Below are 15,276 nucleotides of genomic sequence, written 5' to 3' on the forward strand. Positions count from 1 at the left end.
ATTGAACAGCGAATGACGACGAGTAAGCCAAGAGTTTTATCATGCATCAGCTTATTGAACAGTTAGAGCAAGATCATCATCACATGTTAAAGATGATGTATTTGTTTGCTCAAATCATTAATCAGCTAAGTCTTGCTAACTGCTCGCTAGACATTGTAGATCGCGCATTAGCAATTCTTGATGATATACAAGGTTATCCAGAAAAATGGCATCACCCAACAGAAGATACTTTATTCAGTTACTTATTAAGTAAACAGCACATCAATGACATCGCCATCCTCTCACTAATAGATGAGCACCCCCACTTAGAAGCACAAAGCACCCAGCTCTCGCAGATGTACAGAAAACATCAAACCTTACATAGCTGGCCGTCGCAGCAAACTTTAGAACTAAGTCGATATTTTTGTCGCAAGCAAATTGCCCATATCCATGCTGAACGAAACATCTTTGACGCAATTCGTCAGCGCTTCACGCCACAGGACTGGCAAGATATCGCCACTCAAATAGTTCCTCGTCCCAGCTCTGCCCATGAAACACCTGCAATAGAAATTCCACAGCAAAACCACATCGCTAATCATTAACACTTTGCACTTTTCCCTGATGGGGTAACACTATGTCAAACACGATTACTACTCAGCCGGCTCATAAGAACACCCATTTCGCCCCCAATTTAGTCGCAAAATACAACACCCAAGGACCTCGGTATACGTCCTACCCTACGGCACTAAAATTCAATGACGATTTTACGATTGCCAACTACGATTATTATTTAAACCAAGCTCGAAATACGCCAAGCCCATTGTCGCTATATGTTCACCTGCCTTTTTGCCGCTGGCTTTGTTACTACTGTGGATGCAATAAAATAGTCACTAAAAAACCGGGAGTAGCTCGCGAGTACTTAACTCATCTTGCCAAAGAAATAGAGCTTCTCGCTAAACGGGTTGGTAAAACAAGGAAAGTTTCACAATTGCACTTTGGCGGTGGAACACCCACCTACCTTGACGATGGCGAGCTGACAGAATTAATTCATCTGCTCGCCCGTCATTTTAACTTTGATGACAGCAAGCAACGTGAATTCTCCATTGAAATTGATCCGCGTACCGTCAATTCAGACCGCTTAGCACTCTTACGTGGACTCGGCTTCAATCGCCTCAGTTTTGGTATTCAAGATACGGATCCAGAGGTACAGCGAGCTATTAATCGACTTCAACGCACAGAAAAAATTGCCGAACTGGTGTCATCAGCCCGGCTCTATCGTTTTAGCTCAATAAGCTTTGATTTGATCTACGGGCTACCTCAACAAAATAGTGAGACCTTGGCGCGCACGCTGGATGACGTGATCACACTACTACCCGACCGAATCTCTTTATACAACTACGCTCATTTACCCAAGCAATTCCCCCCCCAGCGCGCGATTGGACGTCACACCCTTCCCAGCGCTGCGGAAAAACTCACCATGCTACTTTTAGCCACTGAGAAATTAATCGACGCTGGCTACATTTATATAGGCATGGATCATTTTGTACGTCCAGAAGACGAGTTAGCACAGAGCCAAAAAGCGGGGCAGTTACAACGTAATTTTCAAGGCTACTCAACACGGCTCGCCTCGGATGTGCTCGGTATTGGGGTATCTGCAATCAGCTCCATTGGAGATTGCTACGCCCAAAACAGTAAAGACTTAGCTAGCTACTATCAAAAATTGGCCTCTGGCGAACTTCCGCTACAACGCGGCCTAGTCAAAACGCCTGAAGACCGTTTACGCGCTTACATTATCATGGCCTTAGCCTGTAACCTCTGCGTGTCTACCCTTCACTTTACTCGCCAATTCCATATATCGTTCTGGGAAAAGTTTGCAGATCTGCTGCCACAATTAGAAGATATGCAAAAGGACGGTTTACTGACCCTTAGCCCCGATGCCATTCATGTTACTCCCGCAGGCCGCATGATGTTACGGAATATTTGTATGGTATTTGATCAATATTCAAGCAAGAACAATACGAGTTATTCTAAGACCCTATGAATAGCCACGCCCCAATTACCAGCCGCTGAAGCTTATGCGTCTAATCATGCTAAATACTTGAATTCGCTTCCGGCTTTACGTAAAACTAGTGGTATATTGCACGATCAGAAATATTTTGCGGGGCCATCTACTTTGAGTATTGTAAGCACGAACAGCATGCCAGCAGAAAATAACTGCCCGCATAACGCGGCTCTAAATTGCTCCAAGTGCCGACTCAATGCCATCTGCTTGCCTCTGGCCTTAGAACAAAGTGAGATCGTTCAGCTGGACGAAATTGTTCAACAAGGCCGTCCCTTACAAAGAAACCAGCACCTCTATCGAGAAGGTGACGCCTTTAACTCCATTTTTGCTGTCCGCTCTGGTGCAGTAAAAGCCTATAGTATTTCAGACAATGGCGAAGAACAGGTCACAGGTTTCTATTTACCTGGTGAAATTCTCGGTATGGATGGCATAGGTCAGAACCGCTACGCTAGCTCAGCACAGGCCATGGAAGTCTCCGCAGTTTGTGAAATCCCTTTTATCAAAATAGAGGAGCTCAGCGGTCGCCTGCCCAATATGCAAAAGCACTTTTTTAAACTGCTTAGCCAAGAAATTGTTGAAGATCAGCGTCATATGACCCTGCTGAGTAAGCACACCGCCGAAGAGCGCCTCGCTTCTTTACTGGTCAGCATTTCAGCTCGCAATGCGCGCCGAAACTTGTCTGCGTCTAGTTTTCACTTGCCAATGTCACGCACTGACATAGGTAACTTTCTAGGCCTTACCATAGAAACTGTCAGCCGAGTTTTCAGCCGCTTTGCCAAACAAGACCTCATTGACATCAATAAAAAAGAGGTCTATGTAATAGACATCGACGCATTAAAGCGCATTGCCTTGATAGAAAAATAACGGGGATATTCATTCACTTGCAACGTTAAAAACTGATAATTACATCAAGATTGCAGGTCCCATGAAGCATATGGGGAGTATGTAGCTCTGACATTTTTCATTCACTGCAAGACAATTGATCTAGGTCAATAAGTCAGTAAAAGTACTTTGTTATTGTGCCGCTACGTTTTGAATGAGGCTAGGTATTGCAAATGATTAGCTTGGTTAGTAACCCACTAGGATTTCTATTTAGCCCTCGGCAGCAATGGCAAGCCGTAGGTGCCTTGCCCAATACTGCGCTCCCCAGTAAATTACTCTACGCCATTATCCTTGCCATAGGGCCCTGCATCGCATGGTATTACGGTGCCACCAAGGTGGGTTGGAGTATCGGAGATGGCGAGATTGTTTTATTAACTGAAGCCAGCGCACTTCGTATCGTCATTGCCTTTTACGCGGCCATGCTCGGCTCGCTATGTGTTATTGGCTACTTTATCCACTGGATGGCTGATACCTACGGCAGTGAGTCGTCCATGACAAAAGGGATCGTTGTCGCCAGCTATACCGCCACCCCCTTATTTATTGCCGGGCTCTGTGGCTTTTACCCCGTCTTTTGGTTAGATATGTTATTGGGTATTGCCAGCCTTAGCTGGGCTGTCTATTTGCTATACGTCGGTATTCCTGCAGTTATGAATATCCCCAGTGAGCGGGGATTTCTCTATGCATCCGCCGTCGTCGGTGTCTGCATGGTCATTTTTATGGCGCTTATGGGCGGCGTTGTCATTCTCTGGGAAATGGGCCTCGCGCCGGTTTTTGTCGACGGATAAGCCCTTAATTTAACGCAAATTTTCCTGTGCCACACCCGTCCTTGATTTAGATCAGAACAAACACAAGGACAACTTGCGAAAATACATGTATTAACCGATTTCTGTAAAAAGATGAAAGGAATCCATATGGACTCTCAACTCCCTCTCCCACGGTACGATTACAAGGCAGTAAAAATGTTTACTGTCATGGCCGTCGTCTGGGGCATTGTTGGTATGGCGGTAGGCGTTCTCATTGCCGCGCAGTTAGTATGGCCGGTGCTTAACTTTGATATACCATGGCTTAGCTTTGGACGCTTGCGCCCCCTACACACCAATGCAGTGATTTTTGCATTTGGTGGCTGTGTTCTTATGGGCTCCTCATTTTTTGTTGTACAGCGCACCTGCCAAGCTCGCTTGGTGGGCGGCCCCTTAATCCCCTTTGTATTTTGGGGCTGGCAATTGGTTATTGTTTTAGCAGCAATCACCTTGCCAATGGGCTACACCAGCACCAAAGAATACGCAGAGTTAGAATGGCCAATTGATATATTAATCACCTTAGTGTGGGTTGCCTACGCCATTGTATTTTTTGGCACCATCATGAAACGGCGCATGAAACACATTTATGTGGCCAACTGGTTTTACGGTGCGTTTATCATCACTGTCGCCGTTCTGCATATCGTCAACAGCATGGCGGTTCCGGTCAGCTTAACTAAATCCTACTCGGTGTATTCCGGTGCAGTAGATGCCATGATCCAATGGTGGTACGGCCACAATGCAGTTGGCTTTTACCTAACTGCCGGCTTTCTGGGCATGATGTATTACTTTGTTCCTAAGCAAGCCGAGCGTCCGGTTTACTCTTACCGTTTATCCATTGTGCATTTTTGGGCGCTGGTTTCCGTATATATATGGGCTGGCCCCCACCACCTCCATTACACAGCGCTACCAGACTGGGCGCAAAGCTTGGGCATGGTTATGTCACTGATCTTATTAGCGCCATCTTGGGGAGGCATGATCAACGGCATGATGACCCTATCAGGGGCATGGCATAAATTACGCACCGACCCCATTTTGCGATTCTTGGTGGTATCCCTGTCCTTTTACGGCATGTCGACATTTGAAGGCCCAATGATGGCCATTAAAACGGTCAACTCACTGTCTCACTACACCGACTGGACCATAGGCCACGTCCACTCTGGCGCCCTAGGTTGGGTGGCAATGATTTCCATCGGTACGATTTATCACTTAATCCCCGTTCTTTTCAACAAGCCCAAAATGCATAGCGTGCCCGCCATCAATGTGCACTTTTGGTTATCGACTATTGGTACGGTGCTATACATTGCCTCTATGTGGGTAAACGGTATTGTTCAAGGCTTAATGTGGCGCGCCTATAACAGCGATGGCAGCCTTACTTACAGCTTTGCAGAATCGGTGCTGGCGAGTCACCCTGGCTACATTGTTCGCTTTTTAGGGGGCTGCATCTTCTTAAGCGGCATGCTAATTATGGCTTGGAATGTATGGCAAACCATTCGCAATGAGGACGCACTCCCCGTGTCTAAAGGTGCAGCGGAGGTGGCGGCATGAATCACGATCTAGTTGAAAAGAACATCGGCCTAATGATTATTTTCATCATTATCGCCATTAGCTTTGGTGCACTGGTTGAGCTGGTTCCCCTTGCCTTTCAGAAGGAAACCACTGAACCCATCAAAGGCCTAAAACCCCTTAATGCAATGCAGCTAACAGGCCGCGACATATACATTCGCGAAGGTTGCCACGTCTGTCATTCGCAGATGATTCGTCCAATGCGTTCTGAAACTGAACGCTATGGCCACTACTCCGTCGCCGGCGAGAGCGTTTACGAACATCCATTTCTCTGGGGTTCTAAGCGTACCGGCCCCGACCTAGCCCGTGTAGGTGAGCGCTACAGCGATGAATGGCACCGCGCCCATCTTTACGACCCTCGAGCCGTTGTTCCCGAGTCCATTATGCCCGCCTACCCTTGGCTCTTTAACAACGAGATTGACGCGTCTATGGTCGGTAAAAAAATGGCGGCGTTGCGCAAGGTTGGCGTTCCCTACACCGACGCTGATATCGCCAACGCGGCAGAAAGCGTACAGGGTAAAAAAGAGATCGACGCCATGGTTGCCTACTTACAACAGCTTGGCACGCTGATCAAATACAAACGCTAAGGCTAGGGGGCATCAAATGGATCAAGATAATCTAAGAGCATTAGCAACCCTATTAACATTTATCGCTTTTATCGCTTTAAGCATTAGTGTATTTCGCAAGAACCGAAAAGCCTATTTTGAAGATGCCGCCCTACTGCCTTTTGCTGAAGATGACAGCAACCGTCAGCAAGAACGAAACGGCAAAGACGTGGAGAACCACAATGAGTAGTTTTTGGAGTATGTGGATCATCGTTCTAACGGTGATCTCTATTGCCCTAATTGTGTGGCTATTATTTAGTAATCGTAAAATAACGGCGAGCAAAGAAAACCAAACTACCGGTCACATATACGATGGTATAGAGGAGTACGACAACCCACTGCCATCGTGGTGGTTCAAAATGTTCGTAATCAGTATTGTCTTTGCAATTGGCTACCTTATTGCCTTCCCAGGCTTGGGTAATTTCCCAGGACTACTCAACTGGACCTCGGTAGGTAAATGGGAAAAAGAAGTGGCCCGTGCAGAGCAAGCCAACGACGCCTTGTACGCTGGCTTTATGACAACCGATACCCAAACCCTAGCCGCCAACAAAAAAGCCATGCGAATTGGCAAACGTATTTTTGCCAACAACTGTGCTATTTGCCACGGCGTGAATGGCGAAGGTAGTTATGGCTTTCCAAACCTCACCGACCAAGATTGGCTTTACGGCGGTACACCTGAGCTAATCCAAACGTCTATATCTCAGGGCCGCAACGGCGCTATGCCGGCATGGAATGCCATGTTCGACAACGACGGCCTAGAAGCGATGGCCCAATACGTTAAAAACCTAGCGTCAACCGACTTAGACACAGACAGTCCAGCAGGAAAAAAATTCGCCATGTTATGTGCGTCCTGCCATGGCGCAGAAGGACAAGGCAATCAAGCGATGGGAGCTCCCAATTTAGCTGATAATATTTGGCTTTATGGCGGCGACGCAGGTCAAATTAAACATAGCATTGCCAGTGGACGTGGAGGTCAAATGCCAGCCCATCATGACAAGCTCAGTGCGGAAAAAATTCATTTATTAACCGCCTATGTCTATCAATTAAGTCAACAGCAATAGCCTTAATGATCGGTTCCGCCGAGGCACGGCAAATATGAACACCAACACACCGACGAACCCGTCCGACAGGCATAGCATGGATAATGACCCGAACCGCATACCTGTCGAGGAATTTGTACCGGCAGAAGTCTCAGAAATCGACCTGTATCAGAAGCGTGAAAAAATTTACACTCGAAAGATTGAAGGTTTTTTTCAGCGTATTCGCACACTGACGGGCTGGCCACTGTTGATGGGGTATTTTCTTGTTCCCTGGCTGCAATGGGACGGCCGTCAGTCAGTGCTTTTTGATCTACCTGCCCGACAATTTAATATTCTCGGTCTCACCTTTTGGCCCCAAGACCTCACAATGTTGGCCTGGGTCCTGATCATCTCCGCATTTTTACTGTTTACCGTAACCAATTTTGCCGGCCGTGTGTGGTGTGGATTTAGCTGCCCACAAACGGTTTGGACCAGTATCTTTATGTGGATAGAACAAAAAGTCGAAGGGAGTCGAAATCAACGTATTAAATTAGATTCAGCGCCCTGGAGCGGCCAAAAATTTGGTAAAAAACTGCTTAAACACAGCATGTGGTTAGCAGTGGCATTTTACACCGGCTTTACGTTTGTGGGTTATTTCACGCCCATTATCGATTTAAGCTACGGGTTTTTCGCGCTCTCCATCCACCCTTGGGCCTTGTTTTGGATTGCGTTCTTTACTATTGCAACTTATGGCAATGCGGGCTGGCTTCGGGAACAAGTCTGTATGTATATGTGCCCTTATGCACGTTTTCAGTCAGCGATGTTTGACCCCGACACACTGATCATTTCCTATGACAAACAGCGTGGTGAAAAACGCGGTTCCCGTAAACGCAATGAGCAGTCTGCAGACGTCGGCCTTGGCGACTGTATTGATTGCCAACTTTGCGTGCAAGTCTGTCCAACAGGCATTGATATCCGCGATGGCTTGCAATACCAGTGCATCGGTTGTGCACTGTGTGTTGACGCCTGCGACTCGGTTATGGATAAAATGCATTACCCCAAAGGCCTGATTCGCTACACCACAGAAAACACCTTAAACGGCAAGCCGTCTAAAATTCTGCGGCCGCGCTTAATAGGCTATGTGATCGCATTGCTTGTCATGTGTTCTTTACTGACCTACCGGATTACCGCTAGAGAAACTATTGAGTTGAGCGTCCTCCGCGACCGCCAAGCACTTTATTATCAAAACGAACAAGGCGATATTGATAATCGCTACACCCTAAAAGTGGCCAACAAAACTCAACAAGCACACCAATATCAGTTATCAGTATCATCACCGCACCCACTCTCGTTATTGGGCTCCATAAAATTTCAAGTGCTCAGTGGTGAAGTGGTTGATATCCCCATCACCCTGCGCGCCAATGCTCAGCAAGCATTACAGGCCAGCTTTGCAATAACCTTTGAAGCGCAACGGCTAGACGCCGACAACGACATTGTCAGCCAAGAAAGTCGCTTTTTTGCACCCACAGAGTAAACCCACATGTCCGCAAACAATGTGACACAGTCAGAGCCTGCCGCCGCCAAATGGTATCAACAATTTTGGCCTTGGTTTCTTATTGTGCTTCCTGGCATCGTTGTTATTGCGAGTATTGTAACTGTGGTTATAGCGCTAACGCATAGCGACAATCTAGTTCGGGATGATTATTACAAAGAGGGCTTGGCGATTAACCGTTACTTGGCCCAAGATGAAGCCGCGCTAGCGATGAAACTTGTCGCAGAGGGTCAGTTAAGCAAGCAAGGGTTTATACAAATTTCTTTGCGCGGGAATAGTATTCCATTACATCAACATCTACTTTTAAACTGGCAACACCCCACTGACGAAAATTTGGATTTTCAAACCGTATTGCTTAGAGACGGGAGCCATCATTACAGTGCGCAAGTTAAGCACGATATCGACAGTCGCTGGTATCTCGCCCTCAGTCCTTATGATGACGGTGAGCAACACCAATGGCGCTTAAAAGTCGAGTTTGACGCAAAAAATAGCGCCAATTTCATAATGCATAGCCAAAGCAGCAACCGAGAAACTCAATGAGTCTAGACTGCTATCACTGCGGAGAACCACTACCAAGCGGAGTTAACTTTCATGTTGTTGTTAACGGACAGCCCAAACAAGTTTGCTGTCGTGGTTGCCAAGCTGTTGCAGAATGTATTTTGTCTGCAGGTCTAGATGATTATTATCGATTGCGATCCTCCGTCGCGGACACACCAAGTGATAGCAATGAGGACTTTAGTCGCTATGATGACCCCGTACTTATTGAAACGTTTTCGCACCGCGAAGAGCAATACTGGGTCAGCCGATTCAATATTGGCGGGCTAAGATGTGCAGCCTGTGCTTGGTTAATTGAACACCATTTACAGGGTATTGATGGTGTTGCATCCGTTACCGTACACCTGCAAAATGCGGTAGCCACTGTAAAATGGAATCCAGATTGTATACCCGTTAGCCAGCTGTTTAGGCATTTCAATACCTTAGGCTATCAGGCCTTACCTTGGTCAGCTGCTAACCGTGATAAACAGATACACGACGAAATGGATGGCCTGCTGCGACGGCTGGGTATAGCCGGTATTGGTATGATGCAAGCGGGCATGGTTGCCATTGGTTTATATGCCGGTGATTTTCAAGGCATTGAACAAAGCACCTCAACCTTACTGCGAGTGTTCAGCCTGATTGTTACCACACCGGTACTGCTCTACTCTGCACAACCCTTTTTCAAAAATGCGTGGCGCTCCCTGCGACACTGGCACCCCGGCATGGATGTTCCAGTCTCCATTGCGCTAGCTGCTGCGTACCTTGCGAGCTTACTGGCAACAGTGCGCCAAGGCGAACACGTGTATTTCGACACGATCAGCATGTTTACTTTTTTCTTGCTACTCAGCCGCTACCTGCAGCTTCGTGTCAGCCAGCATCAACATAGCCAACCTTGTCTACCAATATCAGCCAGACAAATCACCCTGCTTGGTAGCAATGAGTTTGCATGGACGCCGGTACAATCATTAGAGGTTGGCGACCTTATCAGCATACACCCAGGCGAAACCATTCCCATTGATGGCATTATCCGACGAGGTCAAAGCGATATTGAAAACAGCGCCTTCAGTGGCGAGTTCATCCCAGAGCAAGGTCAGCCCGGCACTGCCGTCATGGCTGGATGCGGAAATATCGACGGTAATATCGACTTAGAAGTAACTGCAACTGCCGCTAACTCGGCATGGACAAAAATAGACCAACTGCTAGAACAGGCCCAATCTAACAAACCCTTGGCAGCGCAATTAGCCGATCGCTTATCTAGCCAGTTTGTTATGCTTGTACTTCTTGTTAGTGGTTTAAGTTTTGCCTATTGGCATAACCACGACGGCGGATCAGCGTTTCTCATTGCCCTTTCCGTCTTAGTGGTTAGCTGTCCCTGCGCCCTATCCCTGGCTACCCCTGCCAGCTATACCGCCGCGATTAAAGCCTTAAGACAAAACGGCATATTATTAAGTAATGGCCGTGCACTAGAACAATTAAAAAATATTAGCCATATTATTTTTGATAAAACCGGCACTCTAACTGAAGGTCGACCGCACATCCTAGCTTGCCACTTATTTGGCAATAGCAATAAGCAAGAAATATTGCGTATTGCAGCCAGCTTAGAGCAGCTTTCACAACACCCTATCGCTCATGCCTTTGCGCTTAAGCAAGAACATGCACTAGAACTAAAAAACGGTCAGGTAAGCAGTGGCGCGGGGGTAAGCGCTACAATCAATGGCCGAGAATACCGTATTGGCAGTGCCAAATTTTGTCGAGTTGAAGCTCCCCCGATAAGCCCTCATCTTAATGTTTACCTCTCTGGTCAAGACGGCCTGCTGGCTCACTTTGAACTTACTGATGAAATTCGTCCTGACGCTTCAGCACTAATACAAACCTTAGATAATTCTGGTCTTAACGTCGAGGTACTTAGCGGTGACCATTCCGATCAAGTTGCCACTGTTAGCAAAATTCTCAACATAAAAAATTATCACTCAGGGTACAGTGCAGCACAAAAACTCGACCATGTTAAACAACTTCAAAAGCAAGGCGCCGTGGTTATGATGGTCGGCGATGGCATAAACGATGCCCCTGTCATTGCAGCGGCAGACATCTCAGTGGCCATGACCAGCGCAAGTGAGTTAACCCGCGCGCAATCCGATGTCATTCTGCTAGAGAACAGACTTAGTGCTATTATCGAATTATTCAACAAGGCAAAACAAAGCCGACGGATACTATTGCAAAACTTGACCTGGGCGCTGCTCTACAATCTTATCAGCCTGCCGCTCGCCGCGATGGGCTTAGTACCTCCGTGGCTGGCAGCATTAGGTATGTCGCTAAGTTCATTATTGGTTGTTTTTAATGCTCTGCGTATAAGTGCAACACAAGCACCGCAGCCTTCCGCTCTAGACCAAGTCCAAGCCACGCCCAGCGAGTTACTGCCCCGTCATGGAGGCCAACATGGCTAGCTTAGTTATCCTCATTCCCATCGCACTGGTCTTCTTCGGCTTAACCATCTATCTATTTTGGTGGTCCGTTGATAACGATCAATTTGAAGACTTAGACCGAGAGGGACAACGCTTATTATTTGACGAAACAGACCACCTTCAAAAACCTTATCACTCTGACGACGAGCATAGCGAGGAACAATGATACCCGAGGCACTAAGCTACTCAGCAGCGTTTTTATTAGGCTTGGTAGGCAGTCCCCACTGTGTCGGAATGTGTGGTGGTATAGCAGGACTTTTGGGTGCATCAACTACATCGCCAATAACTGCAAAAACACAAAATATCATAGCTCGGAGTTTCGCCGCCAATAGCGCCCAGAGTATTTACTATGGCCTGCTTTTCCAACTGGGACGCATCGCTAGTTATGCCTTTCTCGGTGCGATACTCGGTGGCTCGGTGGCCTTGGTAGGCGCAATCGCTGACCCACAACTGATGTCAGTAAGCAAAATCATGCGAATTCTTGCCAGTATCATGCTCGTCGTTATGGCGCTATCCATCGCCGGTTGGAGTCACGTTGCAATGGCCTTAGAAAAATTGGGGGGACGTTTATGGCACCTAATACAGCCCTTAAGCAAACGATTCATACCCATAGACACCGCTAGCAAAGCCATTGCAGTGGGTGCTCTGTGGGGATTTCTGCCCTGTGGACTCATCTACAGCGCCCTAGCATGGACATCACTCAGCGGCAGCTCAAGCCAATCAGCACTGCTTATGGCATGTTTCGGTTTGGGGACTGCACCAGCCGTATTAAGCATTGGCAGCCTAAGTGGTGGTCTTCGCAGTGCCTTGAACAAGCCACTGACACGCTATGGCTTTGCGGCACTGCTTTTATTACTGGCCTTATACCCTATGTATACTCTTTTTCTGCAACATTCTGAGACGCCATCACATACAAATACGGCACATGCCAATACGCCTATGCATCATCACGGCATGAACCATTAGCACCCTCAAAACCACATTTACATCTGTATCGCTGTTTTTATAAAAACCGTTCGATATTCATATTCAAATCAAGCGCATCTAAAGATACCGGGCGAGAAAAATAATACCCCTGAACATAGTCCACACCCATTGCCCTAACAATGTTCAAAGCCTCTAGATTTTCAACCCCTTCTACAATCACTTTCTTATTCAGGTTGCGACTCATTTCTACCATCGATTGCACCAACAGCTGGTCCTTTGGTCGCTCGTGAATAAAACGTACAAAAGACTGGTCAATTTTTATGTAATCTACCGGAAGTTCTCGCACATACTCAAAGGAGGTAAATCCAACACCAAAATCATCTAACGCAATTTTAGCACCAATGGTACGAAACTTTTGCAACAGGATATTCGCTGAATTTATCGACTCAAGACTATCCGTTTCTACCACTTCAAAAATCAGCTTAGTGGGGTCCGCACCAGTGTCTGCCAGCAAACGGTTAAGACTATCTTCAAAACCGTCACTTTCCATTGTTTGAGCCGTGATATTAATACTTAAACCTAAATCGATGCCCTTTACCGCCCAACGTCGCTGCTGATGCATTGCCATCTCCATCACTGCAAAGTCAATCTCCGGTAACAAGCCCAGATCTGCCGCCACCCCCAAAAACACAAACGGAGCAACTATTTGACCTTCTTCATCAAGCATGCGAACAAGACACTCATAATGGCTAATCCGTTTATGACGCATATCAACAATAGGTTGATAGAATAACAACAATCGTTTCTCGTCTAGGGCCTTTCGCAACAAGTCTTTTACAAGGTATTTTTCATTACGGGACAAACGATCTTTCTGGTCATTATTAATAAAGAATAACTGCCCTCTTGCTCGCTGTTTTACATTTTCCATGATCGCGGTGCAATCAGAGAGTGTTTCATCAATCTCAAAATCCTCATCCATCGATATGGTGTTGATAACAACCGAGATATGCACCGTCTCGTCACCAATATTTGTCGCTATAACATAACGTGTTAAGCGATCTAGTAAACTCCGATAATCAGTACCTTCAGTAATATCAGAGGGTCTTAGCAATACTGAAAACTCACCTGAGCCAATGCGAGCGATAATACTAGAATCAGGTAAAAGCAAAGTAATATGCTTACCCAGTTCTAATAAAAGCTGGTCACCTAAGGCAAAACCAAAACGATCATTAAATTTGGCAAAATCATCAATATCGAGTAATAGTAAATCCCATGATTCATTTTCTTTACTAGACAACTCTAGCTCACCAACTTCATCAATAAAGCTAAGTCTATTTAATAGTCCCGTTACTCGATCATGTTCACCCAACCACCGTAAATTACGCTCTGATTCATGTTGTTCGGTAACATCAATACCAATGGATAATATACATTTTTCTCCCTGATTGGATATTGCTCTATGCATCCAAAGAATATCGGCTTTTCTTTTGTCCTGTGTGAATATAGGTATTTCACCTTGTAGATGTCGCTCTTCATCCACACTCAGTGAACGCAACGCATCTGAAATAGAGCCCCCCTCATAGCTCCGATGTATTATGTCTCTTACCTTTTTCCCTTTAACATCCTTACCCAGTAATTTACGACCAAAATCATTTATGCTAGATATCACCCCATCCAGATTATGGATCATAATAATCAGGGGACTTGTATCGAGTAACATAGCGTTAAATCGCTGGGCTTCGGTTAACTCTGAAATTTTTAAACTTAAGTTTTTTCGGTGCTCCGTATTGCGTTTATTCAGTGTATCGAGGTCGTTGACTACATCATTCAAGCTCTCGCGTAAGACGTCAGTTTCGTCGTGCCAGCTTGGGCTCAGGGGAATAACGGCTAGATCACGGCGTGCATTATCAAAATTTGAATCAGATAGCTGCCTAATAATCTTGGATATATGTAACACTTTTTTCAGAGAGGGTCTCAATATTATCGAGATCAAGGTCATGCTAAACAATAATGCAAAAAGAATTGTAATCGCCGTTAACCGAAGTTCATGCAAAATAAACTCCCGTATCTCGGATTGCTGGCGATAAATAAGTACCGAAATATCACTACTGGTATTCGCATTCAGTTTAAATAGCTGACTGCTGTAATAATCATTGGCTAAAGAAAATAAATGAGCTTGCTCTGAAAACCTATCTTGCTCCAAACTTTGCAATATATTAGGTATAAACTCTTTTCTAAGCGCAGCGTGGCTAGCCAATACAATGTGATTTTTATTATCTAGATTATTCATATCGACTAACGCGATATCTGCGCTGGTTAAACTATAAAAATCTTGAATAACAATACCTAGGCTTCTCGTTATATTGGCGATAATTTCATCACCATTTTTTGCTATTAACGGAACAAAAACACTTTGTTCACAGACATCAAGGCAATGAACATGAGATTTTGGCTCGCGTTGTTCCGCTACTTGACGAATGATACTAGCGTGATATTGCAACTGTTCTTGGGATGGTAACTGACTACGCTGATTTCCTGCCAGCAAAGCACCAGAATCATCAAAAAACACCACAGACTCTATACCTGACAAGAGTGATGGTTCGGTTAAATGTAATAGCGCCGGTGCATCACCACGGGAAATTTCGTACTGGTTTGCTAAACGGAAAAGCTCAGTGGCCGACTGGGCCAATAACTCGTGAAAAACCTCTTTTGCCCTAGCCATATTTTTAAGTATAGCTGTTTCCTGAACCGCCATCATGTGCTGAAAACTAAAATAGTGCAAAGCCAAAAGGACAATGGTAAGCGCTAAAAAAATCGCGGTTGTGAATTTACGCTGCAAGCTAATGAATCGGCCGGAAGACATCTCCACCATAAAATATACCCAGCTT

Annotated in this window: 14 protein-coding genes; 13 read left to right on the forward strand and 1 reads right to left on the reverse strand. The window is 45.9% G+C overall.

Annotated features, from left to right (window positions below; genetic code table 11):
* Positions 1-41: 41 nt before the first annotated feature.
* The 13 genes from AELLOGFF_RS10045 (at position 42) to AELLOGFF_RS10105 (ending at position 12,427) form a co-directional block, all read left to right on the forward strand.
* Positions 42-581 carry a hemerythrin domain-containing protein gene (locus tag AELLOGFF_RS10045; RefSeq protein WP_159268614.1) on the forward strand — a complete coding sequence of 180 codons (540 nt, stop codon included), beginning with the start codon at positions 42-44 and terminating at the stop codon, positions 579-581.
* A gap of 32 nt (positions 582-613) precedes the next feature.
* A complete protein-coding gene (gene hemN, locus AELLOGFF_RS10050; protein WP_159268615.1) occupies positions 614-2,020 on the forward strand; it encodes an oxygen-independent coproporphyrinogen III oxidase in 1,407 nt (468 codons plus the stop codon).
* A 156-nt stretch (positions 2,021-2,176) separates the two neighbouring features.
* Positions 2,177-2,905, forward strand: a complete 729-nt coding sequence (fnr, locus tag AELLOGFF_RS10055; protein ID WP_159268616.1) for a fumarate/nitrate reduction transcriptional regulator Fnr — start codon at positions 2,177-2,179, stop codon at positions 2,903-2,905.
* A 191-nt stretch (positions 2,906-3,096) separates the two neighbouring features.
* A complete protein-coding gene (locus AELLOGFF_RS10060) occupies positions 3,097-3,708 on the forward strand; it encodes a Yip1 family protein (protein ID WP_159268617.1) in 612 nt (203 codons plus the stop codon).
* Positions 3,709-3,834: 126 nt separating this feature from the next.
* Entirely contained in the window at positions 3,835-5,268 is a 1,434-nt protein-coding gene (ccoN, locus tag AELLOGFF_RS10065; RefSeq protein WP_159268618.1) for a cytochrome-c oxidase, cbb3-type subunit I, read from the forward strand.
* Positions 5,265-5,873 (forward strand): cytochrome-c oxidase, cbb3-type subunit II, encoded by a 609-nt coding sequence (ccoO, locus tag AELLOGFF_RS10070; RefSeq protein WP_159268619.1) that lies wholly within the window; start codon positions 5,265-5,267, stop codon positions 5,871-5,873. Before ccoN ends, ccoO begins: the two co-directional genes overlap by 4 nt.
* A gap of 16 nt (positions 5,874-5,889) precedes the next feature.
* On the forward strand, positions 5,890-6,081 hold the full coding sequence (locus tag AELLOGFF_RS10075; RefSeq protein WP_159268620.1) for a cbb3-type cytochrome oxidase subunit 3: 192 nt from the start codon (positions 5,890-5,892) through the stop codon (positions 6,079-6,081).
* Positions 6,074-6,952: a cytochrome-c oxidase, cbb3-type subunit III gene (gene ccoP, locus AELLOGFF_RS10080; protein WP_159268621.1), complete on the forward strand. Its 879-nt coding sequence runs from the start codon at positions 6,074-6,076 to the stop codon at positions 6,950-6,952. The genes AELLOGFF_RS10075 and ccoP overlap by 8 nt, the downstream gene beginning before the upstream one ends.
* Positions 6,953-7,028: 76 nt before the next feature.
* Positions 7,029-8,444: a cytochrome c oxidase accessory protein CcoG gene (gene ccoG / locus AELLOGFF_RS10085; protein ID WP_159268622.1), complete on the forward strand. Its 1,416-nt coding sequence runs from the start codon at positions 7,029-7,031 to the stop codon at positions 8,442-8,444.
* A gap of 6 nt (positions 8,445-8,450) precedes the next feature.
* Positions 8,451-9,002, forward strand: a complete 552-nt coding sequence (locus tag AELLOGFF_RS10090) for a FixH family protein (protein ID WP_159268623.1) — start codon at positions 8,451-8,453, stop codon at positions 9,000-9,002.
* Positions 8,999-11,443: a heavy metal translocating P-type ATPase gene (locus tag AELLOGFF_RS10095; protein ID WP_159268624.1), complete on the forward strand. Its 2,445-nt coding sequence runs from the start codon at positions 8,999-9,001 to the stop codon at positions 11,441-11,443. Before AELLOGFF_RS10090 ends, AELLOGFF_RS10095 begins: the two co-directional genes overlap by 4 nt.
* Positions 11,436-11,627: a cbb3-type cytochrome oxidase assembly protein CcoS gene (ccoS, locus tag AELLOGFF_RS10100; RefSeq protein ID WP_159268625.1), complete on the forward strand. Its 192-nt coding sequence runs from the start codon at positions 11,436-11,438 to the stop codon at positions 11,625-11,627. The genes AELLOGFF_RS10095 and ccoS overlap by 8 nt, the downstream gene beginning before the upstream one ends.
* A complete protein-coding gene (locus AELLOGFF_RS10105; RefSeq protein ID WP_159268626.1) occupies positions 11,624-12,427 on the forward strand; it encodes a sulfite exporter TauE/SafE family protein in 804 nt (267 codons plus the stop codon). The genes ccoS and AELLOGFF_RS10105 overlap by 4 nt, the downstream gene beginning before the upstream one ends.
* A gap of 37 nt (positions 12,428-12,464) precedes the next feature.
* On the opposite strand, the gene AELLOGFF_RS10110 is transcribed toward AELLOGFF_RS10105, so the two are convergent.
* Positions 12,465-15,260, reverse strand: coding sequence for a putative bifunctional diguanylate cyclase/phosphodiesterase (locus tag AELLOGFF_RS10110; protein ID WP_159268627.1), 2,796 nt, complete (start codon positions 15,258-15,260; stop codon positions 12,465-12,467).
* Between the last annotated feature and the right edge of the window lie 16 nt (positions 15,261-15,276).

It is taken from the genome of Zhongshania aliphaticivorans (genome assembly GCF_902705875.1).
Lineage (GTDB): Bacteria > Pseudomonadota > Gammaproteobacteria > Pseudomonadales > Spongiibacteraceae > Spongiibacter > Spongiibacter aliphaticivorans_A.